General features: G+C 61.6%; 21 protein-coding genes. 11 read left to right on the plus strand and 10 right to left on the minus strand.

Annotated features, from left to right (window positions below):
• The first annotated feature begins 115 nt into the window (after positions 1–115).
• Genes H621_RS0125595 through H621_RS0125615 form a run of 5 tightly spaced genes read left to right on the plus strand, consistent with a single transcriptional unit; the run spans position 116 to position 6,642 of the window.
• Positions 116–3,610: a response regulator gene (locus tag H621_RS0125595; protein ID WP_028946111.1), complete on the plus strand. Its 3,495-nt coding sequence runs from the start codon at positions 116–118 to the stop codon at positions 3,608–3,610.
• Positions 3,607–4,428, plus strand: coding sequence for a CheR family methyltransferase (locus tag H621_RS0125600; RefSeq protein ID WP_028946112.1), 822 nt, complete (start codon positions 3,607–3,609; stop codon positions 4,426–4,428). Before H621_RS0125595 ends, H621_RS0125600 begins: the two co-directional genes overlap by 4 nt.
• Entirely contained in the window at positions 4,425–5,000 is a 576-nt protein-coding gene (locus tag H621_RS0125605; protein ID WP_028946113.1) for a chemotaxis protein CheB, read from the plus strand. The genes H621_RS0125600 and H621_RS0125605 overlap by 4 nt, the downstream gene beginning before the upstream one ends.
• A complete protein-coding gene (locus H621_RS0125610; protein ID WP_028946114.1) occupies positions 4,994–6,220 on the plus strand; it encodes a hybrid sensor histidine kinase/response regulator in 1,227 nt (408 codons plus the stop codon). The genes H621_RS0125605 and H621_RS0125610 overlap by 7 nt, the downstream gene beginning before the upstream one ends.
• A 44-nt stretch (positions 6,221–6,264) precedes the next feature.
• Positions 6,265–6,642: a response regulator gene (locus H621_RS0125615; protein WP_028946115.1), complete on the plus strand. Its 378-nt coding sequence runs from the start codon at positions 6,265–6,267 to the stop codon at positions 6,640–6,642.
• A 51-nt stretch (positions 6,643–6,693) separates the two neighbouring features.
• On the opposite strand, the gene H621_RS0125620 is transcribed toward H621_RS0125615, so the two are convergent.
• The 3 genes from H621_RS0125620 to H621_RS0125630 are packed head-to-tail and all read right to left on the minus strand — an operon-like array spanning position 6,694 to position 9,348.
• Positions 6,694–7,287 (minus strand): TetR/AcrR family transcriptional regulator, encoded by a 594-nt coding sequence (locus tag H621_RS0125620; RefSeq protein ID WP_028946116.1) that lies wholly within the window; start codon positions 7,285–7,287, stop codon positions 6,694–6,696.
• A gap of 10 nt (positions 7,288–7,297) precedes the next feature.
• The gene (locus tag H621_RS0125625; protein ID WP_028946117.1) at positions 7,298–8,146 is read right to left on the minus strand and encodes a 3-hydroxybutyryl-CoA dehydrogenase; all 849 of its coding nucleotides are present in this window, start codon (positions 8,144–8,146) and stop codon (positions 7,298–7,300) included.
• Positions 8,147–8,163: 17 nt separating this feature from the next.
• Complete coding sequence (locus tag H621_RS0125630; protein ID WP_028946118.1) at positions 8,164–9,348, minus strand: acetyl-CoA C-acyltransferase family protein; 1,185 nt, start codon at positions 9,346–9,348, stop codon at positions 8,164–8,166.
• A gap of 168 nt (positions 9,349–9,516) precedes the next feature.
• On the opposite strand from H621_RS0125630, the gene H621_RS0125635 reads away from it, so the two are divergent.
• Positions 9,517–10,530 carry an AraC family transcriptional regulator gene (locus H621_RS0125635; RefSeq protein ID WP_028946119.1) on the plus strand — a complete coding sequence of 338 codons (1,014 nt, stop codon included), beginning with the start codon at positions 9,517–9,519 and terminating at the stop codon, positions 10,528–10,530.
• A 9-nt stretch (positions 10,531–10,539) separates the two neighbouring features.
• On the opposite strand, the gene H621_RS0125640 is transcribed toward H621_RS0125635, so the two are convergent.
• Both H621_RS0125640 and H621_RS0125645 read right to left on the minus strand, forming a co-directional pair.
• Positions 10,540–11,424 carry a dihydrodipicolinate synthase family protein gene (locus H621_RS0125640; RefSeq protein ID WP_167332145.1) on the minus strand — a complete coding sequence of 295 codons (885 nt, stop codon included), beginning with the start codon at positions 11,422–11,424 and terminating at the stop codon, positions 10,540–10,542.
• 44 nt (positions 11,425–11,468) lie between these two features.
• Positions 11,469–12,251, minus strand: a complete 783-nt coding sequence (locus H621_RS0125645; protein ID WP_028946121.1) for an aldolase — start codon at positions 12,249–12,251, stop codon at positions 11,469–11,471.
• Positions 12,252–12,409: 158 nt separating this feature from the next.
• Here H621_RS0125645 and H621_RS0125650 point away from each other — a divergent pair, with 158 nt between their 5' ends.
• Together H621_RS0125650 and H621_RS0125655 are read left to right on the plus strand one after the other, a co-directional pair.
• Entirely contained in the window at positions 12,410–12,955 is a 546-nt protein-coding gene (locus tag H621_RS0125650; protein ID WP_028946122.1) for a helix-turn-helix domain-containing protein, read from the plus strand.
• A complete protein-coding gene (locus H621_RS0125655) occupies positions 12,955–13,740 on the plus strand; it encodes an AraC family transcriptional regulator (RefSeq protein WP_028946123.1) in 786 nt (261 codons plus the stop codon). The genes H621_RS0125650 and H621_RS0125655 overlap by 1 nt, the downstream gene beginning before the upstream one ends.
• Here H621_RS0125655 and H621_RS0125660 read toward each other — a convergent pair.
• On the minus strand, positions 13,729–14,316 hold the full coding sequence (locus H621_RS0125660; RefSeq protein WP_028946124.1) for a LysE family translocator: 588 nt from the start codon (positions 14,314–14,316) through the stop codon (positions 13,729–13,731). The genes H621_RS0125655 and H621_RS0125660 overlap by 12 nt on opposite strands.
• A gap of 271 nt (positions 14,317–14,587) precedes the next feature.
• Between H621_RS0125660 and H621_RS0125665 the strand changes: the two genes are divergently transcribed.
• The gene (locus H621_RS0125665; RefSeq protein ID WP_028946125.1) at positions 14,588–16,159 is read left to right on the plus strand and encodes a TerC family protein; all 1,572 of its coding nucleotides are present in this window, start codon (positions 14,588–14,590) and stop codon (positions 16,157–16,159) included.
• Here the strand turns inward: H621_RS0125665 and rarD are convergent.
• Both rarD and H621_RS0125675 read right to left on the minus strand, forming a co-directional pair.
• Positions 16,122–17,009 (minus strand): EamA family transporter RarD, encoded by an 888-nt coding sequence (gene rarD, locus H621_RS0125670; RefSeq protein WP_028946126.1) that lies wholly within the window; start codon positions 17,007–17,009, stop codon positions 16,122–16,124. The two genes, H621_RS0125665 and rarD, sit on opposite strands and share 38 nt — an antisense overlap.
• 63 nt (positions 17,010–17,072) lie before the next feature.
• Complete coding sequence (locus tag H621_RS0125675; protein WP_028946127.1) at positions 17,073–18,632, minus strand: EAL domain-containing protein; 1,560 nt, start codon at positions 18,630–18,632, stop codon at positions 17,073–17,075.
• Positions 18,633–18,942: 310 nt separating this feature from the next.
• Here H621_RS0125675 and hppD point away from each other — a divergent pair, with 310 nt between their 5' ends.
• Entirely contained in the window at positions 18,943–20,019 is a 1,077-nt protein-coding gene (hppD, locus tag H621_RS0125680; RefSeq protein WP_028946128.1) for a 4-hydroxyphenylpyruvate dioxygenase, read from the plus strand.
• Positions 20,020–20,076: 57 nt separating this feature from the next.
• Here hppD and H621_RS0125685 read toward each other — a convergent pair whose 3' ends face one another.
• The gene (locus H621_RS0125685) at positions 20,077–20,877 is read right to left on the minus strand and encodes a CSS-motif domain-containing protein (RefSeq protein WP_028946129.1); all 801 of its coding nucleotides are present in this window, start codon (positions 20,875–20,877) and stop codon (positions 20,077–20,079) included.
• 113 nt (positions 20,878–20,990) lie between these two features.
• Positions 20,991–21,695 (minus strand): type 1 glutamine amidotransferase domain-containing protein, encoded by a 705-nt coding sequence (locus H621_RS0125690; protein WP_028946130.1) that lies wholly within the window; start codon positions 21,693–21,695, stop codon positions 20,991–20,993.
• Between the two features lie 150 nt (positions 21,696–21,845).
• Between H621_RS0125690 and H621_RS0125695 the strand changes: the two genes are divergently transcribed.
• Entirely contained in the window at positions 21,846–22,304 is a 459-nt protein-coding gene (locus H621_RS0125695; protein ID WP_036990402.1) for a nucleoside deaminase, read from the plus strand.
• Positions 22,305–22,310 lie beyond the last annotated feature (6 nt).

Here is a 22,310-nt window from a genome sequence, read left to right on the forward strand (position 1 = left end):
GTTTAGACTTCATGACAAGAAGGCCCCGCAGCGGCCGGCGTCGCGGAAAATAGAACAAATACTCGAAAAATCCGCCACACTCTTTTGTTTGATTCACTTGCCTGGACTTTTTGCAATGACTCAACCCGCCTCGATAGATCAGCAAAGCTTTCGCAAGTTGCTGAGCCGCAACATCGGACTGCCTTTGGGGGTCGGCCTGCTCAGCGCCCTGGTGTTCGTCGCGGTGATCAGTTACCTGTTGTCGGCCATCCAGTGGGTTGAACATACCGACCGGGTGATCAACAACGCCAATGAAGCGGTAAAGCTGTCGATCGACATGGAGACCGGCATGCGTGGCTTCCTGATCACCGGTGAAGAGCGCTTCCTGGAACCCTATGAACTGGCCAAGCCGCAGGTATTGTCCGGGCTCAATGGCCTCAAGCAGCTGGTGACGGACAACCCGCAACAGCTGGACCGGCTGGACCGGCTGATCGGGCTGCAACAGGAGTGGAATGCCTTTGCCAGCGACATGATCACGCTGCGTCGCCAGGCCGGCGACTACAGCGAGCCGATTCGCAGCGGTCGCGGCAAGCGCATCACCGATGAAATCCGCAAGGAGTTCGATGCCTTCATCGCCATGGAGCACCAGTTGCGGGTGGCGCGCAACGAGCAGGTCAGCAGCAACACGGTGGTGGCCATTTCCGCCTACCTGATCTTCGTCATCCTCCTCAGTGCCTTGCTGGCGTTCCTCGGGCGTCGGGACCTGCTGGCACTGTCGGCCAGCTACTCCAGCAACCTCGAGGCCCAGCAACGCGCCAACCAGCGACTGGAACAGCAGGCCTGGTTGCGCAGTGGCCAGACCCAATTGGCCGAACAGGTGCTGGGCCAGTTGACCTTGCCGATGCTGGGCAACAATATCCTGCGTTTTTTTGCCAATTACCTGGGCAGCGTGGTCGCAGCGCTCTACGTGCGCGACGAGCACGGCGGCTTGCGCCGGGTGGCCAGCTATGGCCTTTCCCGTGAGCAGCAGGAGCGCGAGCAGGTGATCGGGCATCAGGAAGGCATGTTGGCCCAGGCCGTGAGCCAGGGTCGCCTGCTGCGCCTGGACAACGTGCCCGAAGACTATTTCAAGGTTGCCTCGGGCCTGGGAGAAGGTCTGCCACGCAGTGTGCTGGTGATGCCGGCCAGCAACGACGGGCAGGTCAACGGCGTGGTCGAGCTGGGTTTCCTGCGCGCCCTGACGGAGCGCGACATCGAGTTTCTCGAGCGAGTCGCCGACAACCTCGGTACTTCCATCGAAAGCGCGCGCTACCGCCAACGCCTGCAGGAAGTGCTGGCGGAAACCCAGCAGCTCAATGAAGAACTGCAGGTGCAACAGGAAGAACTGAAAACCGCCAACGAAGAGCTCGAGGAGCAATCGCGGGTGCTCAAGGAGTCCCAGGCTCATCTGGAGACCCAGCAGGCAGAGCTTGAGCAGACCAACGAGCAATTGGCCGAACGCACCGAGGCCCTGGCCCAGCAACGCGATGCGCTGGATCACAAGAACGGCGAGCTCAATCGCGCCCAGGGCGAGCTGCAGGAGCGTGCCGAAGAACTGCAGCGTTCGAGCAAGTACAAGTCCGAGTTCCTGGCCAATATGTCCCACGAACTGCGTACGCCGCTCAACAGCTCGCTGATCCTGGCCAAGCTGCTGGCAGAAAACAGCCAGGGCAACCTCAGTGAAGAACAAGTCAAGTTTGCCGATTCTATCTACTCGGCCGGCAACGACCTGCTCAACTTGATCAACGACATCCTCGATATTGCCAAGGTCGAGGCCGGCAAGCTTGAAGTCAGGCCGCAAAACACCCAGGTAGCGCGTCTGGTTGAAGGCTTGCAGACCTTGTTCGCACCGCTGGCGAGCGAAAAGCGCCTGGGTTTCAAGGTGGTGATCGAGCCGCAGGTACCGGCAACCTTGTACACCGACCGCCAGCGCCTGGAGCAGATTCTCAAGAACCTGTTGTCCAACGCGGTGAAGTTCACCGAAAAAGGCCAGGTCAGCCTTACCGTCAGCGCACAGCCGGGCACCGGGATTGTCTTTTCGGTACGCGACAGCGGCATCGGTATCGCCGCCGACCAGCAACAGAGTATTTTCGAGGCTTTCCATCAGGCCGATGGCACCACCAACCGGCGCTATGGCGGTACAGGCCTGGGGTTGTCGATTTCCCGCGACCTGGCCCAGTTGCTGGGCGGGCAGATCAGCGTCGACAGCAGCGAAGGCAAGGGCAGTGTGTTCTGCCTGATCCTGCCGGAACACTACGAGTCGGTGGCCAGCCAGGGCCCGGCAGTAATCATCAATCAACCGTTGGTGCCGGTCAGCGAGCCCGAGCCGCAGGCGCCTGTCAGCGTGGCCGTCGCGCCGCGTCGCGCACCGGCCTTTGCCGATGATCGCGAGCTGGCACCCTTCAGCAACCGCTGCATCCTGGTGATCGAGGACGAGCCGAACTTTGCCCGCATCCTCTTCGACCTGGCGCATGAACTGGGGTATAGCTGCCTGGTCGCCCAGGCGGCCGACGAAGGCTTCGAGCTGGCTGCCAACTTCATCCCCGACGCGATCCTGCTGGACATGCGCCTCCCGGACCACTCGGGCCTGACGGTACTGCAGCGGCTCAAGGAGAAGGCCAGTACCCGGCACATACCGGTGCATATCATTTCTGTTGAAGACCGGATGGAGGCGGCCATGCACATGGGCGCGGTCGGGTATGCGGTCAAGCCCGCCAGCCGCGACGAGCTCAAGGCGGTGTTCGCCCGCCTTGAGGCCAAGCTTACGCAGAAGCTCAAGCACATTCTGCTGGTCGAAGACGACGACTTGCAGCGCGAAAGCATCGCCCGCCTGATCGGCGACGACGACATCGAGATCACCGCCGTGGGCATGGCCCAGCAGGCCCTGGAGCTGCTGCGAGAGAACATTTACGACTGCATGATCATCGACCTCAAGCTGCCCGACATGCTCGGCAACGAGCTGCTCAAGCGCATGTCGGCCGAAGACATCCGCTCGTTCCCGCCGGTGATTGTCTACACCGGCCGCAACCTGACCCGCGACGAAGAGGCAGACCTGCTCAAGTACTCGCGCTCGATCATCATCAAGGGCGCCCGTTCGCCGGAGCGCCTGCTCGATGAGGTGACATTGTTTTTGCACAAAGTCGAGTCGACGCTGTCCCATGAACGACAGCGCATGCTCAAGACTGCACGCAGTCGCGACAAGGTCTTCGAGGGGCGCAAGTTGCTGCTGGTCGATGACGATGTGCGCAACATTTTCGCCCTGACCAGCGCATTGGAGCACAAAGGCGCTGTCGTCGAGATCGCCCGCAATGGCCGCGAAGCCATCGAGCGACTGGAGCAGAACACCGACGTCGACCTGGTACTGATGGACGTGATGATGCCGGAGATGGATGGCTATGAAGCCACCCGGCTGATACGCAAGGACCCGCGCTGGCGCAAGTTGCCTATCATCGCGGTCACCGCCAAGGCGATGAAGGACGACCAGGAGCGTTGCCTGCAAGCGGGGGCCAACGACTACCTGGCCAAGCCCATCGAACTTGACCGCCTGTTCTCGCTGATCCGTGTATGGCTGCCGCAACTGGAGCGAATTTGACTATCGAACGTAACACCGACATTGAAATACGGCTGTTGATCGAGGCGATCTACCTCAAGTACAGCTATGACTTTCGCGACTACTCCGGCGCCTCGATCAAGCGCCGGATCCAGCACGCCCTGCGCCAGTTCGACTGCAAGACGGTCTCGGCGCTGCAGGAGCGGGTGCTGCACGATCCGGGCATGTTCATGCAGTTGCTGCAGTTCCTGACCATTCCGGTCAGCGAGATGTTTCGCGACCCGGAGCACTTCCTCGCCCTGCGCCGCGAAGTGGTGCCGTTGTTGCGCACCTGGCCGTCACTCAAGATCTGGATCGCCGGCTGCAGCACGGGCGAGGAGGTCTATTCGATGGCGATCCTGTTGCGCGAAGAGGGCCTGTTGGAGCGCACCATCATCTATGCCACCGATATCAATCCCAATTCCCTGGAAAAAGCCAAGCAAGGCATCTATTCGATGCAGAACATGCACGCGTATGCCGAAAACTACCGCAAGGCCGGCGGGCGCCGAGACTTCAGCGAGTACTACACCTCGGCCTATGGCAATGCCATCGTCGACAGCAGCCTGCGCGACAACGTGACCTTCGCCGACCACAGCCTGGCCACCGACAGCGTGTTTTCCGAAACCCAGTTGATCTCCTGTCGAAACGTACTCATCTACTTCAACAAGACCTTGCAGGATCGCGCCTTCGGCCTGTTCCACGAGTCGCTGTGCCACCGGGGTTTTCTGGTCCTGGGGAGCAAGGAATCGCTGGACTTTTCCGCCTACGCCGACCGCTTCGAGGCGTTGGTCAAGCCTGAACGGATTTACCGCAAATCATGAACGGTATCCAGGCGATTACCCTGGGCGCCTCGGCTGGCGGCGTCAGCGCCTTGCTGCATGTGATGCATAGCCTGCCGCAGGGCTTCAGGATTCCGCTGGTGTGCGTGCTGCACCTGCCCGATGACCGTCACAGCCAACTGGCCGAGGTGTTCAGCCGCAGGCTCAAGCGACCTGTATGCGAAGCCCGGGACAAGCAGGCGCTGGCCCCGGGCATGATCTATTTCGCCGGTCCCGGCTACCACCTGTCGGTGGAGCAGGACCGCAGTTTTTCCCTGAGCCAGGAGGAACGGGTGTATTTCTCCCGTCCATCGATCGATGTGTTGTTCGAGTCCGCCGCCGACGCCTATGGCCCGGCGCTGCTGGGTGTGCTGATGACCGGCGCCAATGAGGACGGTGCCGCAGGGCTTGCGCACATCAAGCGCCTGGGCGGGCACACCATCGTCCAGGACCCCCGGGAAGCCCAGGTCGCGACCATGCCGCAAGCGGCGCTGGCCTTGCACCGTCCTGACCATATATTGCCTTTGAATGGCATCGGGCAATTGCTCGCCAAGCTGGAGCCCCCTGAATGCTGAGTCATATACAAGCCAAGCTGCTGATCGTCGACGACTTGCCGGAAAACCTGCTGGCACTGGAGGCCTTGGTCAAGGGTAGCGACTGTGAAGTGCATCAGGCGCAATCGGCCGACCAGGCGTTGTCGTTGCTGCTCGAACATGAGTTCGCCCTGGCCATTCTCGATGTACAGATGCCCGGCATGAACGGCTTCGAGCTGGCCGAGTTGATGCGTGGCATGGAGAAGACCAAGAACATCCCCATCGTGTTTGTCAGCGCGGCCGGGCGCGAGATGAACTATGCCTTCAAGGGGTATGAAAGCGGGGCGGTGGACTTCTTGCACAAGCCGCTTGACCCTCACGCGGTCAAGAGCAAGGTGGCAGTGTTCATCGACCTGTTCCGTCAGCGCAAGGCGCTCAAGCAACAGCTCGAAGCCATAGAGCGCAGCCGTGAAGAGCAGGCCCAGTTGCTGGCCCAGCTGCAGGTTACCCGCGGGGAACTTGAGCGCGCGGTACAGATGCGCGATGACTTCATGTCGATCGTCTCTCACGAAGTGCGCACGCCGCTAAACGGCCTGATCCTGGAGACCCAGCTGCGCAAGATGCACCTGGCCCGCGACAATGCCGATGCGTTCACCCTGGACAAGATGCGCGCCATGGTCGAGCGTGACGAGCGCCAGATCAACAGCCTGATCCGCTTGATCGAAGACATGCTCGATGTGTCACGGATACGCACCGGCAAGCTTTCGATCCGCCCCAGCCTGTTCGACTTGTCGCAGTTGGTCGGTGGCCTGATCGAGAACTTCGCCGCCCAGGCCATCGCCGCCCAGTCGTCGATCAATTTCAGCGCCGAGGCGGCGTTGAGCGGCGTCTGGGACGAGTTTCGAATCGAGCAGGTGGTGGCGAACCTGTTGACCAATGCCTTGCGCTACGGGGCGAAAAGCCCGGTACAGGTGCGTACGTTCGAGCAGCAGGGCATGGCCTGCATCGAGGTCAAGGACCAGGGCATCGGCATCAGCGAGCAGAACCAGCAGCGCATCTTCCAGCAATTCGAACGCGTGGCGTCCAGTCAGAGCAGTGCGGGGCTGGGCCTGGGGCTGTATATCTCCGAGCAGATCGTGCTGGCCCATGGCGGCAGCATTGGTGTACACAGTATCGAGGGGCAGGGGGCGACCTTTACCGTTCGCCTGCCATTGACTGACCTGCCGCAAGCAGCGGACCATCAACAGGCAACCTCTGCCTGAGGCTGGGGTCGTAGTTGGCACTTATTGAAAAACAAGGCGTTGGCATGAGTGAAGATGCGCAGGATGTGGTGCTGGTCGTTGAAGACGACGACACCATTCGTATGGTTCTGAGGGATTACCTGGCGGGTGAGGGCTACCACGTGCTGGTGGCCGAGGACGGTGAACAAGCATTTGAAATCCTCGCCAGCAAACCGCACCTGGACCTGATCGTCACCGATTTTCGCCTGCCGGGCGGAATCTCCGGCGTGCAGATCGCCGAGCCTGCCCTGAAGTTGCGGCCGGACCTGAAGGTGATCTTCATCAGCGGATACCCGGCAGAGATCCGCGAATCGGGAAGCCCTATTGCCTTCAAGGCGCCCATCCTGGCCAAGCCGTTCGACCTCGATACCCTTCGCGATCAGATCCAGGCGCTGTTGCGCTAGGGCCGGGCGAGGGCTCATGCATGACCCGCACCCGAGAGCGCGGCAGCGGGCTCAGGCCATTGAGTTGAGGCTTTCACCGCGTAACGTGCGTTCGATCCCGCCCATCAGCATGCTTTCCATCAAGGCCAGGCCCTGGGCTTGCGGCAACGCTGAGGCTTGCAGCCAACCGGGCAGGCTGTTGAGCAGATTGGCGATGACATGCGCCGTAGCTTCCAGTGCCTTGCCACGCAAGGTGGCCTTGGGCACGAGCAGCCGAAGCAGGGCGGTTTCATATTGCTGGCGCAGTTGGCCGATGCGCGCCTGCTGATCCGGGCTCAAGCAGCATTGATCCCGCTCGGCCAGGCGAAACTGCAGGGGGCGCTCGGCATGCAGCGCCCAATGTGCGGCAATCACCTCAGCCAGGGTTTGCTGATGTGCGCGGCGCCCCTGGTTGAGGGTGGCGAGCAGCTCTTCGTACAACTCTTCGATCAGGTCGTACAACAGGTCCTGCTTACTGGGGAAGTGGTGGTACAACGACCCCGCAGTCAGGCCCAGGTGGCTGGCCAGCTCACGCATGCTGACCTGGCCAAAACCCTTCTCGGCGAAGAGCGCCAAGGCCTTGTCACGCCGCTCTTCGAAGTTCGTACAGCGCAAAGCGGCGTCCATGGTCGGGCCCTCAGTAGGTGTAGAAACCGCGACCGCTCTTGCGACCCAGGTAGCCGGCGGCGACCATTTCCTTGAGCAGGGGGGCAGGGCGGTACTTGCTGTCGTTGTAGCCTTCGTGGAAGGCTTCCATGATGGCCAGCAGGGTATCCAGGCCGATCAGGTCGCCCAGGGCCAGCGGGCCGATTGGCTGGTTGCAGCCAAGGCGCATGCCGGTGTCGATGTCCTCGGCGCTGGCCAGGCCTTCCTGCAGCACGAAGATCGCCTCGTTGATCATCGGCACCAGGATGCGATTGACCACGAAGCCTGGCCGGTTGCCGGCGGTGATCGGCGTCTTGCCGACCTGCTCGGTCAGCGCCAGGGCCTTGGCATAGGTGGCGTCACTGGTCTGCAGGCCGCGAATGATCTCCACCAGGGCCATCATCGGTACCGGGTTGAAGAAGTGTACGCCGATGAAGCGTTCAGGGTTGCCGATGGCCGCGCCCAGTTGGGTGATCGACAGCGACGAGGTGTTGGTGGCGATCACGCACTCGCTGCTGACGCTCTCGGCGATCTGCTTGAGGATGCGCAGCTTGAGGTCGAGGTTTTCAGTCGCCGCTTCGATCACCAACTGCGCCGAGGCCAACTGGGCGTAGTCGGTGCTGGTACGGATTCGCGCTACAGCCGCCTGGGCGTCTTCAGCGACCAGGGTCTGCTTGCTGACCTGGCGTTCTAGGTTCTTGCGTAGGGTGGCCACGCCGCGCTCCAGCGCAGCGTCGGACACATCGATCAGGGTCACCTGGTAACCGGCCACCGCGCACACCTGGGCAATCCCGTTGCCCATGGTGCCCGCGCCGATCACCGCAATGTTTTCAATACTCACTGTGATATTTCCTTGGTTCAGACGCGTTCAAAGACGACAGCGATGCCCTGGCCGCCACCGATGCACATGGTGGCCAGCGCGTAGCGGCCTTCAATGCGCTGCAGCTCGTGGATGGCCTTGGTGGCGATGATCGCGCCGGTAGCACCCACCGGGTGACCCAGGGAAATGCCGGAACCGTTGGGGTTGACCTTCTCGGGGTCGAAGCCCAGCTCGCCGGAGACGGCGCAGGCTTGTGCGGCGAACGCTTCGTTGGATTCGATGACGTCCAGGTCGGCAACGCTGATACCGGCCTTCTCCAGCACCTTGCGGGTGGCAGGTACCGGGCCCAGGCCCATCAGTTCAGGTTCGACGCCGGCGTGGGCGTAGGCCACCAGGCGAGCCAGTGGCTGCAGGCCGTGACGCTTGACGAAATCACCGGTGGCCAGCACCAGGGCGCCGGCGCCATCGTTCAGGCCGCTGGCGTTGCCGGCGGTGACGGTGCCGTCTTTCTTGAATGCAGGCTTCATGCCGGCCAGTTGCTCGGCAGTCACTTCTCCCCGTACGTGCTCGTCGACTTCAAAGCGCACGGTGCCTTTGCGGCCCGGAATATCGATCGGCACGATCTGGCTGGCGAAGCGGCCCTCGGCGATGGCACGGGCGGCGCGCTGCTGGCTGACCAGAGCCAGGTCATCCTGCATCTGACGGGTGATGCCATTGCGTTCGGCGACGTTCTCGGCGGTGATGCCCATGTGGAAACCGGCGAAAGGGTCATGCAGCACACCGAGCATGTAGTCGATGCCCTTGAGGTCGCCCATGCGCGCCCCCCAGCGAGCCTGGGGCAACAGGTACGGGCCACGGCTCATGGATTCGGCGCCCGCGGCGACCACGGCTTCGGCTTCACCCAGCAGCAGGCTCTGGGCTGCCGAAACGATGGCCTGCAGGCCGGAACCGCACAAGCGGTTGACGTTGAAGGCCGGGGTTTCCTTGGGGATGCCAGCGTTCATGGCGGCGACGCGGGCGAGGTAGGCATCGCGTGCCTCGGTCGGGATCACGGTGCCCATGACCACATGGCCGATCTGCTCAGGTGCCACACCGGCGCGCTCGATGGCGGCGCGGGTCACGGTGCTGGCGAGGTCAGCCAGCGGCAGGTCCTTGAGGGTGCCGCCGAAACTGCCGATTGCCGAGCGCACAGCGCTGACGACGTAGATTTCTGGGGTATTCATGATCGACTCCATAGGCGAAAGCGTGGCGGGGCACAGGCAGGCTCTGCCAGAATGCACACCGGGCCAGGTTCAGGTAGTCATCGAGTCTAGGCAAAGGCTGCAGCCGGGCCTATGCCATAACTGCTCAGCGAAACTGGTATTTTTTGCCATACCCTTGCGGAATCCGCCATGCGGGAAAACGATACAGTCGCGGTCTATTTCGTCCATTCCATGCTCCATTCCCTGCGCGATCAGCCACTGCGGGCCGAGGCGTTGCTGCGTGAAGCCGGCATCGACCCGGCAGTGCTCGGTGCGCCCGGTGTGCGGGTGCCGGCGTCGGCTTTTGCGCGGCTGTGGCTGCTATTGATCCAGGACCTGAACGACGAGTTTTTCAACCTCGACAGCCACGGCATGCCGGTGGGCAGTTTTGCCCTGATCTGCCGGGGCCTGATCCAGGAGCCGACGCTGGAAAAAGCCTTGCGCCAGTGCCTGGGCAACTTCGCACTGTTCCTGCGGGACATGCGCGCGAGTGTGACGCTCAAGGGCGGGCGGGCAGTGATCGGCCTGCGCTCGAACATCGACGATCCGGTCACCCGGGTGTATGCCGAAGAAACCTTCCTGGCGCTGGTGATCAGCCTGTTGTGCTGGTTGGGTGGGCAACGCCTGGTGATCGATCGCACGGCGCTGGCCGACAAACGTCCGGTCCAGGATGACGACCCGTTGCTGTGGGGGCCGAACCTGCAATTGGGGGCCGGGCGCACGGAGATCGAGTTTGCTGCCGATTACCTGCGTCTGCCGGTGATCCAGGACCTGGCCGGGCTCAAGACCTTCTTGCGCAGCGCCCCCCAATGGCTGGTGATCCGCTATCGCAACCAGAATGGCCAAGTGGCCCAGGTGTACCGTTATCTGCGCGAACGCGAGCAGGGACAGTGGCCGACGCTGGTGGCCATGGCCGAGCGCCAGGGCCTGAGCGCCAGCAGCTTTCGCAGGTTGCTGGAACGGGAGGGGCGCTCGTTCCAGCAGATCAAGGATGAGGTGCGCCGGGCCACGGCCTTTGAATGCCTGCGCGAGACTGACATGAGCATTGCCGAGATCGCCGAGCGCACCGGCTTTCAGGAATCCAGTGCGTTTCACCGGGCCTTCAAGAAGTGGACCGGTGAAAGCCCCGGCAATTATCGACTGCGCATGGCCGCCTCGCGGTAGGGCCGGGGCTTAACGCAACGTTTGCAGCAGTGCCTTGAGGTAGTCCTGCCCGGACTGATCCAGCGCGAATACCGGCCGCCGGGGCTCACCCACCTCAAGCCCGGTCATGGCCAGGCCCGCCTTGATGGTGGCGGGCAATCCACCCTTGAGGATGAAGTCCAGCAGTGGCAACTGGCGATAGAACACGGCCTTGGCGGTTTTCAGGTCGTTTCGGAGCACCGCCTGGTACAGCTGCTGGTTGAGGTCGGGAATCAGGTTCGCCGCTGCCGTACACCAGCCGCTGGCACCGGCCACGAACGCCTCCAGGGCCAGGGGGTTGCAGCCGTTGTAGAACGGCACCTGGCCTTCGCCCAGCATCTGCAGCTTGTGCATGCGCTGAATGTCGCCGGTACTCTCCTTGACCATGGTGACGTTGTCGACTTCGCGCACGATCTTGAGGATCAGCTCCACTGACATGTCGGTGCCGCTGGTGGCCGGGTTGTTATAGAGCATGATCGGCACGTCGATGCTGGCGCCGATGGCGCGGTAGTGCTGGATGATCTCGGCTTCGCTGAGCTTCCAGTAGGCGGCCGGCAGCACCATGACCGCATCGGCGCCGTGGGCTTGGGCAAAGCGCGCACGGCGGATGGCTCCGGCAGTGGTCAGGTCCGAAACGCTGACAATGGTGGGTACTCGCTTGGCAATGTGCGCCAGGCTGAACTCGGCAACCTGCTGCCATTCCAGATCGCTGAGGTAAGCCCCTTCACCGGTGCTCCCCAGCGGCGCGATGGCATGTACGCCACCGGCTATCAGGCGGTCGATGGATTTACCCAGCGCGGGCAGGTCGAGCTGCTCGCCATCGTGGCTGAACGGGGTGATGGTGTAGCCGATGATGCCGTGAAAAGTCGTGGACATGATGAACTCCGCAAGTAAGGCAAATAGGGCGAAAAAAGCAACGATCAGTTCAGGCAGTCGGCATGCACTCGCAGGCACTGTCGCGCATAGTAGTTGAAGGCGGCACTGTGACGTTTAGGGCGCGAGATCCAGTCGTGGGCTTCGCGACCGAGTGCCGGCTCGATCGGTTTGACCTCGCCGGCGGCCATGGCCAGCAGTTGCAGCTTGGCAGCGCGTTCGATCAGTTGGGCGATGACGCAGGCCTCCTCGATGCTGGCGCCGGTAGAGAGCTGGCCGTGGTGCGAGAGCAGGATGGCGCGCTTGTCGCCCAGGGCCGCGCTGATGATCTCGCCCTCTTCGTTGCCCACGGGTACGCCCGGCCAGGCTTCGAGAAACGCGCAATCTTCATAGAGCGGGCACAGGTCCATGTGCGACACCTGCAGCGGTACTTCGAGCATCGACAGGGCGGCGACGTGGGTAGGATGCGTGTGGATGATGCAGTTGACGTCCCCGCGTGCCCGGTACACCCAGCTGTGAAAGCGGTTGGCCGGGTTGGGCATGCCGCTGCCTTCGAGGACTTCCAGGTCTTCGTTGACCAGCAGCAGGTTACTGGCAGTGATTTCGTCGAAGCCCAGGCCCAGTTGTTGGGTGTAGAAGGTGCCAGGCTGCGGGCCGCGGGCGCTGATCTGCCCGGCAAGGCCCGAGTCGTGGCCGTTGTCGAACAGAATTCGGCAGGTCAGGGCCAGCTTTTCGCGCACAGTCCACGTATTATCGGCAAGCGAGCCTTGCATCTGTGTGAGGGCCTGCTTGATCAGTTGGTCCTTGGGCAATGCCATTGTCTTGGCCATGGGGATATCCTCGGTGGTGGGAAAAATGTCAGCGCTGGGTTGCCCGGTTACTTGGAAGGTGGCGGGTTGCTCAGCGTGATGACACAAACAAGGCTAAATGACACAATGTGTCATTAGCAAGAAAAAACTTGCCCGTGGCACTGGGAAAATCGCGTCGCATGTCTATCCGATTGAAACTATTAAGAAAAAAACTGGGCATTACCCTTGAAGTGCTGGCCGAAAAGTCCGGCATGACCAAGAGCTACCTGTCCAAGGTCGAGCGCGGCCTGAACACCCCCTCGATCGCCGCCGCACTGAAGCTGGCGCGAGCACTGAGCGTCAATGTCGAGGAGCTGTTTGCCGAGGATGAACCCGGTCAGTCGCGCTACAGCCTGGTGCGCTGTGGCGAACGCCAGGCGCTGTCGGGCAGCGCCCAGGGCCCAGGCTATGCAGTGCTGGCCAGTCATATCGGCAGCCGCAGCCTGCTGCCCTTTATCATCAGTCCCCCGCGGGACTTCAGCGACTCGACCTTCAAGGAGCACCTGGGCGAGGAGTTCCTGTTTGTGCATGAAGGGCAGGTGGAAGTCGATTTCATGAACGAGCGGGTCATCCTCGAACGCGGCGATGCGCTGTACTTCAACGCCCAGACGCCCCACCGCCTGCGCTCGCTCGGCGAGGTACAGGCCCAGTTGCTGGTAGTGGTCCACGACGCCGAAGGGCAGTGATGAGCAGCCACTCGCGGTTCTGGCGTGACCCGGCGCTGCCGTTCATCGAGGCGCGCAGGGTCGAGGATGGACGCAAGGTCTGCTATGCGCCGCATTCCCACGAAGGCTTTTCCATCGGCGCCATCACTGGCGGACGCAGCACTTATGTGAGCGGTGAAAACCATCAGCAGGTGTCGGAAGGCACTGTGGTGATGATGAATCCCGGCGTCGTGCATACCTGCAACCCCATTGACGGTGAGCCTTGGTCGTACCTGATGCTGTACCTCGACTTGAGTTGGTTGCAGGCGTTGGGCTTCCAGCCGTTCGAGGCAATCAGCAGCCGCTCGCAAGCCCTGTACCAGGCTTTGTGCCAATTGTTCGAGGCGCTGCTGGACGAGCAAGGCAGCAACGTCGGCAAAGCTGCGGCGCTGCGGATTTTCTTCGGCGAGTTGATCCAGCAGTTCAGTGCCGGCAGCCCTGGGGCGACGCAAGGCAACCCACGTTTGCTGGCCGCTGCCGCGTTCATCCGTGATCACTGCACCCAGCCGTTGCGCCTGGAGGACATCGGCAAGGCAGCAGGCCTGTCGACCTCGTACCTGATCCGGGCCTTCAAGCAGCAATTCGGCCTGACGCCCCACGGCTACCTGCTGGACCAGCGCGTACAGTACGCCCGCGCACAGCTGCGGCGCGGACGCTTGATCGCCGAGGTAGCACTTGAAGCAGGCTTTGCCGACCAGGCGCACCTGCAGCGTGCTTTCAAGCGCCACCTGGCAGCGACGCCGGGGCACTATCGTTCAGCCCACTAGCAAGTAGATCGCACTCACCACCAGCAGCCCGGCCAGCATGCGGTTGAACAACCGTACCCGACGAGGGTTGCGCAGGTATTGGCTGATTACGCTGCCGGCCCAGGCCCAACTGGCGATCGACAGGTAGCAGATGACGAAGTAGATCGCCGTGAACTGCCACAGCAAGGTTGTCTCACCTTCTCCGACATACGCACCGACTCCGGCTACACAGGCCAGCCAGGCCTTCGGGTTGAGCCACTGCAAGGTCGCGCCGGCGAGCATCGACGGGGCGTCAGCGTCGGTGTTTCTGCCCAGTTCGCCTCGGTCGCTGGCCAGCTTCCAGGCCATGTACAGCAGAAACGCCACTCCGCCGCCGTGCAGTACCCGAGCCAAGGCTGGCCAATGGCGCAGCAGCTCGTGCAGGCCCAGGCCGGTCAGCAGCAACAGCAGGCTGAAGCCCAGGGTAGCGCCGGTGACATGCTTGAGGCTGGCACGCAGGCCATGCCGGGCGCCGCTGCCCAAGGCAACGATATTGACCGGGCCGGGGGAGATGGAGGCGGCCAGGGCAAAGGCGGCCATTGAAAGCATCAGGCTCATGGGAGGGGTCCGTGGTATGGGGGGGGGCCAGTCTGATAGCCCAAAGGCGATGGGTATTGAAGAAAATCACCCTGGTGGACGGACGATTTCCTACAGAATTTGAAACATTTTCACGCTGGGTGAAAAGCCTGCTGAAATTATAGGATTCTCCCCCCAATTGATTTCAGGTTGATATGACTTCGTTCTCGGAGCCCCCCAGTACCTGGCCTTCCCGGCCTTCCTTCCGTCATTGTGACGCTTCCCCCCTGTTTGACCGACTGAGTACTTGCGCATGGAATGGCTAGCCGACCCTACGGCCTGGCTGGGCCTTGCCACGCTGATTGTGCTCGAACTGGTACTGGGTATCGACAACCTGGTGTTCATCGCCATCCTCGCCGACAAACTGCCGCCGCATCAGCGCGACCGTGCGCGGGTGATCGGCCTGTCGCTGGCGTTGATCATGCGCCTGGGTCTGCTGGCCAGTATTTCCTGGATGGTGACCCTGACCGCGCCGCTGTTCGAGGTGTTCGACAAGAGTTTCTCCGGGCGTGACCTGATCATGCTGTTCGGCGGTGTGTTCCTGCTGTTCAAGGCCACCATGGAGTTGCACGAGCGCCTTGAAGGGCATGTGGCCCATGCGGGCGGCAGCGCGCGCCATTCGGCGTTCTGGCCCATCGTGGCGCAGATCGTGGTGCTGGATGCGGTGTTCTCGCTGGACGCGGTCATCACGGCGGTGGGTATGGTCGAGCATCTGTCGATCATGATGATCGCGGTGATCTTCTCCATCGGCATCATGATTGTTGCCAGCAAACCGTTGACCCGCTTCGTCAACAATCACCCGACAGTGATCATGCTGTGCCTGGGCTTCTTGTTGATGATCGGTTTCAGCCTGACTGCCGAAGGCCTGGGTTTCCATATTCCCAAGGGCTACCTGTATGCGGCCATCGGCTTCTCGATTCTGCTCGAAAGTTTCAACCAGCTGGCCCGTGCCCGGCGCAAGCGCAGCATGCAGCAGCACCGGCCGATGCGTGAGCGCACTGCCCATGCGGTCATGCGTTTGCTCGGTGGCCGCCGTGTCGAGGCTGACGAAGTGGGTGAGGAGATCGCCGATCTGGTCGAGGGCGCAGAGGAACAGGTGCTGTTCGATCGCCGTGAGCGGGTGATGATCAGTGGCGTGCTCAACCTGGCCGAGCGGCCGATCAAGACGCTGATGACGGTGCGCGCCAAAGTCGATGTCGTCGACCTGGCGCAGCCGCCCGAGATCATTCGCAAGACGCTGATGCACTCATCCTATTCGCGTCTGCCGGTGATTCGCGGTGGCCGCATCGAAGAGCCGCTGGGCTTCGTACACAAGAAGGAGTTGCTCAAGGAGTTGCTGGCAGGCAACGAGCCCGACCTTGAAACGTTGATCCGCACGCCGCTGAACCTGCTGGAGAGCTTCAGCATCCTCAATGCCCTGGAGCAGATGCGCGGCCAGTCGACCCACATCGCGTTTGTGGTCAACGAGTTCGGTGATTTCACCGGCATCCTGACCATGACCGACATCCTTGAGTCCATTGCTGGCGAGTTGCCCGATGCCAGCGAAATCGAGGGTCCGGGAATTGTCGAAGACGGCGAGGGCTATGTGGTCAGCGGCGCCCTGAACCTGAGTCAGGTGCAGGCGCGCATCGGCTTTGTGGCCAAGCCCACCGAGGACTACCAGACCGTTGCCGGGCTGGTCATGAGTTTGCTGGATCGCTTGCCGGTGGTCGGCGACAACTTGCAGTGCAATGACTGGCAACTGGAGGTGGTCGCCGTGGAGGATAGACGAGTGCGCGAGGTGCGCCTCAGGCCGAACGCCGTTGCTGACGCAGCAGGTGCTTGACGCCTTCGAGGATCAGCACCAGCACCGCTAGCCAGATCGGCAAGTAGGTCAGCCACTGGTCGGGACCAATGGTCTCGCCCAGTAACAGGGCTACGCCTACCAGCAGCACCGGCTCCACATAGCTGAGCAGGCCGAACAGGCTGAACGCCAGCAGGCGGCTGGCCAATACGTAGCAGATCAGCGCCAGGGCGCTGATAACCCCGAGCAATGGAATCAGGCCGTACAGGGCAGGGTGTTCGGCCAGGTCCTGGGCGCTCATCGGGCCCTGGATGACGAAGTACAGTGCAGCGGGCACCAGCAGGCACATGTCGGCCCACAGGCCGCCCAGGTGGTCGGTGCGGCATCTGCGTCGCAGGACGAAATACAGCGGATAGCCGATGGCGACCACCAGGATCTCCCAGGCGAAGCTGCCGTGCTGGTACAACTCGTGGCCCACGCCGGTGGCGGCGCAAGCCACGGCGATTTTTTGCAGGTGTGACAGGCGCTCGCCATAGACCAGGCGACCGGTCAGTACCATGGTCAGCGGCAACAGGAAATACCCCAGCGATACTTCAAGGCTGCGCCCGTGCAGCGGCGCCCAGAGAAACAGCCAGAGCTGAACCCCCAGCATCGACGAAGTGCCCAGCAGGCCCAACAGCAGCAGGGGATTGTCGCGGATGCGTGCCAGCAAGCCGGTCACCAGTTTCCAGTCCTTGCTCAGCAGCAGGAAGACGGTCAGGCAGGGCAGGGTGAGCAGGGTGCGCCAGCCAAACACTTCCTCGCCGTCAAGGGGCGTCATCAGCGAGGTATAGAAGTACATCACGGCAAACAGGCACGAGGCCATAACCGATGAAACAATGCCTTTGGACACGAGGGCCTCTGTAGCAGGAATTAGGGAGGGGCAGTCAGCCGCCAATGGTCTCAGCCCCCGGCCTCAGGAGGCAATGTTGTGCTGTCGCACTTGCTCTTCGAGGGCCAGGATGAAGTCCCGGGCCGACATCGGCCGGGCGAACAGGTAGCCTTGCTGGAAGTCGACGTTGTGCCGGGCCAGGTAGTCACGCTGTGTTTCGTTTTCCACCCCTTCGGCGACGATCCCCAGGCCCAGCTTGCTCGACAGCTCGATGATGCTGTCCAGAATGTGTAGCGACAGAGCGTCCACGCCGATCATGGCAACGAAACTCTGGTCGATCTTGAGGTAGTCGACCTGGAACTGACGCAGGTAGGCCAGGCTTGACTGGCCGGTGCCGAAGTCGTCCAGGGCAATCATCACTCCCAGTTCATGCAGCTTGGCGAACAGTACACGGGTGACGTCGGTGGGTATGACCAGTTTGCGCTCGGTCAGCTCCAGGGTGAGATGGACCTTGCCCTTGGGGAAGGTGGCGAGAAACGCCTGGCAATCTTCGTACAGCGCCAGGTCCTGGCAATGGTCGGCAGTGATGTTGATACCAATATGGAAGTCCTCGCCCAGCAGCTCGGCATATGGCGCCAGCGCCCGGGCGGTGTTTTGCATCAGCTGGCGGGTCATGGGTACGATCTGGCCACTGTGCTCGGCAAAGGGGATGAACAGGTCCGGCCGCACCAGGCCTTCGCGCGGGTGCTGCCAGCGCATCAATACTTCGACGCCGGCCCAGCGGTAGTCGCTCCCGCGCACTACGGGCTGAAAGTAGGGTACAAATTCATTGGCTTCCATGGCCCGCTGCAGCTCTGCCCGCGACGAGCCGGCGCGGCGCAGTTGCCAAAAGCAGGTCACGCCGGCAATGGCACCGAGTATTACCAGCAAGGCGAGCAGGGCTGGAAACTCGCTGCGCATCAGTTGGCCGACTTTGTCCGGGCCATAGCCACTGTGGATCGAGAACGGGTAGCGCGTCGAAGTCAGCGCGGCGGGTGCAATGTCGGCAATGGGGGGCTGGCTGTCCTGCACCTTGCCGCTACGATCCATCCAGTACCGGCCTACTTGCAGCACCAGGTGGTTATCGATGTCCGGCAAACGCAGGATATTGAGCAAGTGTTCGCCGTCCACCGTGGTGATGGCGCCACGCTCGCCCTCGTGGATGCGGTACACCAGCAGCGGATGCCCAGGGGTGACCGAGTTGCCACTCATCAGCCAGAGCATGCCCTGGGTGTAGTCAGCAGGGTTGACCGGCTCGGTGAAAGGGCCGAACAGCGAGCTGCAATACAATTCGCCCTTGAACTCCAGGTTGGTGGAGCGCACGAAGGCGCGTCGGGTTACCTGGTCTCGCAGGGCCAGTTTTTCGGCCAGGCATGGCCGGCCGGCCAGGGGGAGCAGCTCTTTGGCCGCGGCAGAGATATCGTCGAGGATGCGTTCGATCTGGTTTACGGCATGCCGCGCGCTGCTTTCGCTTCGGCTCTGCAGTTCTCGCTCGGCCTGCCAGTGCATGATCAGCAAGCCGCAGATGAGAGGCAGCGCACCCACCAGCCAGGGCAGCGCAATGCGCAAGGGGCGGCGAGGGCGGCGTTGTACCGAAAGGGGCATGGCGACTAACCTGAAAGAACACTCCAGTGCAGAGGATAGCCGTTCGTCGGCCTCGCCATCGAACTTAAAGTGCGACAAATCATATTACGCACTGTAGAATCACCTTACGCATACAATAATAAGGTTCCTCGCGCCTTGAGGAATCAACCCGCCGAGAATGGGTCCCTATGAAGTGTCTTGGGTTCAAGCTGATCTATGGTGACTACCTCGCACGCAGTGTGAGGGGCATCTCCTGCGCGCCGCCATCTTCGCTCGACATCGATAGCAAGTAATCACTGTTTTTAGCGCTTTGATGATGAGGTAACGAGTAATGGCTGACATTTTTGAAAACCCGATGGGCCTGATGGGCTTTGAATTCATCGAGTTCGCATCGCCCACCCCTGGCGCCCTTGAGCCGATCTTCCAAATCATGGGCTTTACCAAGGTCGCGACCCACCGCTCCAAGGACGTACACCTGTACCGTCAGGGCGGTATCAACCTGATCCTGAACAACGAACCGAAAAGTATCGCCTCCTACTTTGCCGCCGAACATGGCCCGTCGGTTTGTGGCATGGCCTTTCGCGTTCGCAACGCTCATCAAGCCTACGCTCGCGCACTGGAACTCGGTGCCCAGCCGGTGGAGATCGAGACCGGCCCGATGGAGCTGCGCTTGCCGGCGATCAAGGGCATCGGCGGTGCGCCGCTGTACCTGATCGACCGTTTCGAAGAAGGCAGCTCGATCTACGATATCGACTTCAACTTCATCGAAGGTGTCGACCGTCATCCGGTAGGCGCGGGCCTGAAGATCATCGATCACCTGACCCACAACGTCTACCGCGGGCGCATGGCCTACTGGGCGGCGTTCTACGAGAAGCTGTTCAACTTCCGTGAAATCCGCTACTTCGACATCAAGGGCGAATATACCGGCCTGACCTCCAAGGCGATGACTGCACCAGACGGCATGATCCGTATCCCGCTCAACGAAGAGTCGTCCAAGGGCGCCGGGCAGATCGAAGAGTTTCTCATGCAGTTCAATGGCGAGGGCATCCAGCACGTGGCGTTCCTCACCGACGACCTGCTCAAGAGCTGGGATGCGCTGAAGAAGATGGGCATGCGCTTCATGACGGCGCCGCCGGAAACCTACTATGAAATGCTCGAAGGGCGCCTGCCAGGTCATGGCGAACCGGTTGGCGAACTGCAGGCCCGGGGTATTCTGCTCGATGGCTCTTCGCAGCCGGACGACAAGCGCTTGTTGCTGCAGATTTTCTCGGAAACCCTGATGGGGCCGGTATTCTTCGAGTTCATTCAACGCAAGGGCGATGATGGCTTCGGCGAAGGCAACTTCAAGGCATTGTTCGAGTCGATCGAACGCGACCAGGTACGTCGCGGTGTATTGAACGCCGAGTAAGCGTCACCGATAGACAAAAAGGCCATTGAGGGTTTCCTCAATGGCCTTTTTTGTACCTCACCGCGGGCGAGGTGCAGGGGCTCGTTTTCTTCTGAACATGGCCCAATAGGCAACGGCAGAGGTCATGATGCCAACCAGCAGCAGCGAGGGCAAAGTCGCTGTAACCGCCTGTTGTATCGAGCGTCGGGTGTAGGTGTCCGGGTAGCCGGCATGCACGGTATAGCGGTATTGCTTGGAAACCAACTGCAGCGTGTCTTCTTCATGATTCGGTGTTTGCTCGAATGTGCCGTTCCCGGTAGCCCAGACATATTGCGGGCCGAACTGCAGGTTCAGCACCACCTCGTTCTGGAAGCCCAGCAGTTCACGTTGCAACACTTGAAGGTTGGCCAGCGCCAGCACGCCGTAGGGGTATTCCTGCAGTCGATAGATCAGCACGCCGGCGTCAGGCGTGGCCTCTCCGCTGGGGTCTACGCGCAGGCGCATATCGAGAAAGCTGCCCGGATCGATCACCCGCTGGTAATCGCCGTACAACGTGCTGCAAAAAACGCGGTTTTCCTTTACCAGCATCAGCGAGCGTACATTGGGCTGCCTGATTGCGGTCTGCCGCAACTCGGGCAGGGCGGTGTCGCACGACTCCTGGGCCAGAGCCAGTGCCTGGCTACTTGCCGCATGCAACGTACTCATGACGTGATCAATGGCGTAAATCGCTTCGCGTGCAGTGACTTCGATCGTTTCATCCTGCTTGCGTTCGACTTGCAGTGCAAGCACCAGCAAGCCACAGGCAACAGGGGCCAGGCCAATCAACAGCGTTATCAGGAATTCGACCAGACTGCGGCCGGCGTAGGAGTGGGGAACCATGGACGTTTCGCCTTCATGCCAAAGTGTAAGCCCTGAGCATAAGGTCACAGGCAATGGGCCGCCTGTAGGCACCATTGTCGGTCCTTGTAGTCTTTGTAAGCGCAGCGTTGTCGTCAGCTGGGCTTTGCCCCTGCCAGCGCTTTGACCACCAGGTTCGCCACTGCACCCCCTGAGGCCGGATTCTGACCGGTGATCAGGCGGCCTTCCTTCTGGTCGGCAATGGCAAAGGCCTGCCAGGGATCTTCTGCCTTGCGGTAAAGCCCGCCCCGGGCACCCAGCTCGGTTTCGGTCAGGTAGGGCACGACCTTGTCGAGCTCGGCCAGTTGCTCCTCGACGTTGGAGAACCCGGTCACTTCGCGGTCCTTGACCAGCAACGTATTGTCGCTGAGCTTGATGTTGAGCAGCCCGACAGCGCCGTGGCACACCGACGCCACCACGCCGCCGGCCTCGAAGATCTTGCGGGCCAGCTCCTGCAGGCCGGTGTTCTCCGGAAAGTCCCAGATCACGCCATGGCCGCCGGCATAGTAGATGGCCACGTAGTCCTGTGCCTTGACCTGGCCGGGGCTCAGGGTCGTGCCCAGGCGATTCATGAACGCCTTGTCGTTGTACCAGGACCAGTCGATATCCTGGGCCATGCTCAGACTGTGCGGGTCGATGGGGACATAGCCGCCCGCAGGGCTGACGTAGTCGACCTTGTAGCCCGCCTTTTCGACTGTATCGGCGAAATGGACGGCTTCACCCAGCCACAGCCCGGTGGGGCGCTTGAGCGTCGGGTATTTGGCCGTATTGGTCAGGACTACCAGCATTTTCTTGCTCATCACCAGGCTCCCTTCACTGGATCGGACCCGGTACGCCCGGATCACCGAGGAAAACCTCTACAGCATAGTAGTGACTGGCCTGGACGCCATTGCTCGGACGCTATGCTAGCCTTCACCCGTCCAACGTATGAACGCGAGAGTTGAACCACTATGAGCAACCCGGCAACGCAAACGGATGAATTCATGCAGGCGGCAATCGACGAAGCCCGCCAGGGACTGGCCGAAGGAGGCATTCCGATCGGTTCAGTGATCGTCCACAAGGGGCGCATCATCGGCCGTGGGCACAACCGTCGGGTGCAATCCGGCAGTGCAATCCTGCATGGCGAAATGGATGCCCTGGAGAATGCCGGTCGCCAGCCGGCCACGGTGTATGCCGAGTCAACTCTGTACACCACCTTGTCACCCTGTGCGATGTGCAGCGGCGCCATCCTGCTGTACGGGATCAAGCGGGTGATCGTGGGCGAGCACCAGACGTTCATGGGCGAGGAAGATCTGCTCAAGTCCCGGGGCGTGAGCCTTGAAGTGCAGCACAATGCGGCCTGCATCAGCATGATGAATGATTTCATTGCCGCCCGTCCCGAACTCTGGGACGAAGACATCGGCCGCTAGCGCCGG

It is taken from the genome of Pseudomonas vranovensis DSM 16006, from assembly GCF_000425805.1.
Taxonomy (GTDB): domain Bacteria; phylum Pseudomonadota; class Gammaproteobacteria; order Pseudomonadales; family Pseudomonadaceae; genus Aquipseudomonas; species Aquipseudomonas vranovensis.

Coding starts and splice junctions, on each gene's coding strand:
- H621_RS0125595 (WP_028946111.1), top strand. CDS start 116: ATGACTCAACCCGCCTCGATAGATCAGCAAAGCTTTCGCAAGTTGCTG.
- H621_RS0125605 (WP_028946113.1), top strand. CDS start 4,425: ATGAACGGTATCCAGGCGATTACCCTGGGCGCCTCGGCTGGCGGCGTC.
- H621_RS0125610 (WP_028946114.1), top strand. CDS start 4,994: ATGCTGAGTCATATACAAGCCAAGCTGCTGATCGTCGACGACTTGCCG.
- H621_RS0125615 (WP_028946115.1), top strand. CDS start 6,265: ATGAGTGAAGATGCGCAGGATGTGGTGCTGGTCGTTGAAGACGACGAC.
- H621_RS0125620 (WP_028946116.1), bottom strand. CDS start 7,287: ATGGACGCCGCTTTGCGCTGTACGAACTTCGAAGAGCGGCGTGACAAG.
- H621_RS0125630 (WP_028946118.1), bottom strand. CDS start 9,348: ATGAATACCCCAGAAATCTACGTCGTCAGCGCTGTGCGCTCGGCAATC.
- H621_RS0125635 (WP_028946119.1), top strand. CDS start 9,517: ATGCGGGAAAACGATACAGTCGCGGTCTATTTCGTCCATTCCATGCTC.
- H621_RS0125640 (WP_167332145.1), bottom strand. CDS start 11,424: ATGTCCACGACTTTTCACGGCATCATCGGCTACACCATCACCCCGTTC.
- H621_RS0125645 (WP_028946121.1), bottom strand. CDS start 12,251: ATGGCCAAGACAATGGCATTGCCCAAGGACCAACTGATCAAGCAGGCC.
- H621_RS0125650 (WP_028946122.1), top strand. CDS start 12,410: ATGTCTATCCGATTGAAACTATTAAGAAAAAAACTGGGCATTACCCTT.
- H621_RS0125655 (WP_028946123.1), top strand. CDS start 12,955: ATGAGCAGCCACTCGCGGTTCTGGCGTGACCCGGCGCTGCCGTTCATC.
- H621_RS0125660 (WP_028946124.1), bottom strand. CDS start 14,316: ATGAGCCTGATGCTTTCAATGGCCGCCTTTGCCCTGGCCGCCTCCATC.
- H621_RS0125665 (WP_028946125.1), top strand. CDS start 14,588: ATGGAATGGCTAGCCGACCCTACGGCCTGGCTGGGCCTTGCCACGCTG.
- H621_RS0125675 (WP_028946127.1), bottom strand. CDS start 18,632: ATGCCCCTTTCGGTACAACGCCGCCCTCGCCGCCCCTTGCGCATTGCG.
- hppD (WP_028946128.1), top strand. CDS start 18,943: ATGGCTGACATTTTTGAAAACCCGATGGGCCTGATGGGCTTTGAATTC.
- H621_RS0125685 (WP_028946129.1), bottom strand. CDS start 20,877: ATGGTTCCCCACTCCTACGCCGGCCGCAGTCTGGTCGAATTCCTGATA.
- H621_RS0125690 (WP_028946130.1), bottom strand. CDS start 21,695: ATGAGCAAGAAAATGCTGGTAGTCCTGACCAATACGGCCAAATACCCG.
- H621_RS0125695 (WP_036990402.1), top strand. CDS start 21,846: ATGAGCAACCCGGCAACGCAAACGGATGAATTCATGCAGGCGGCAATC.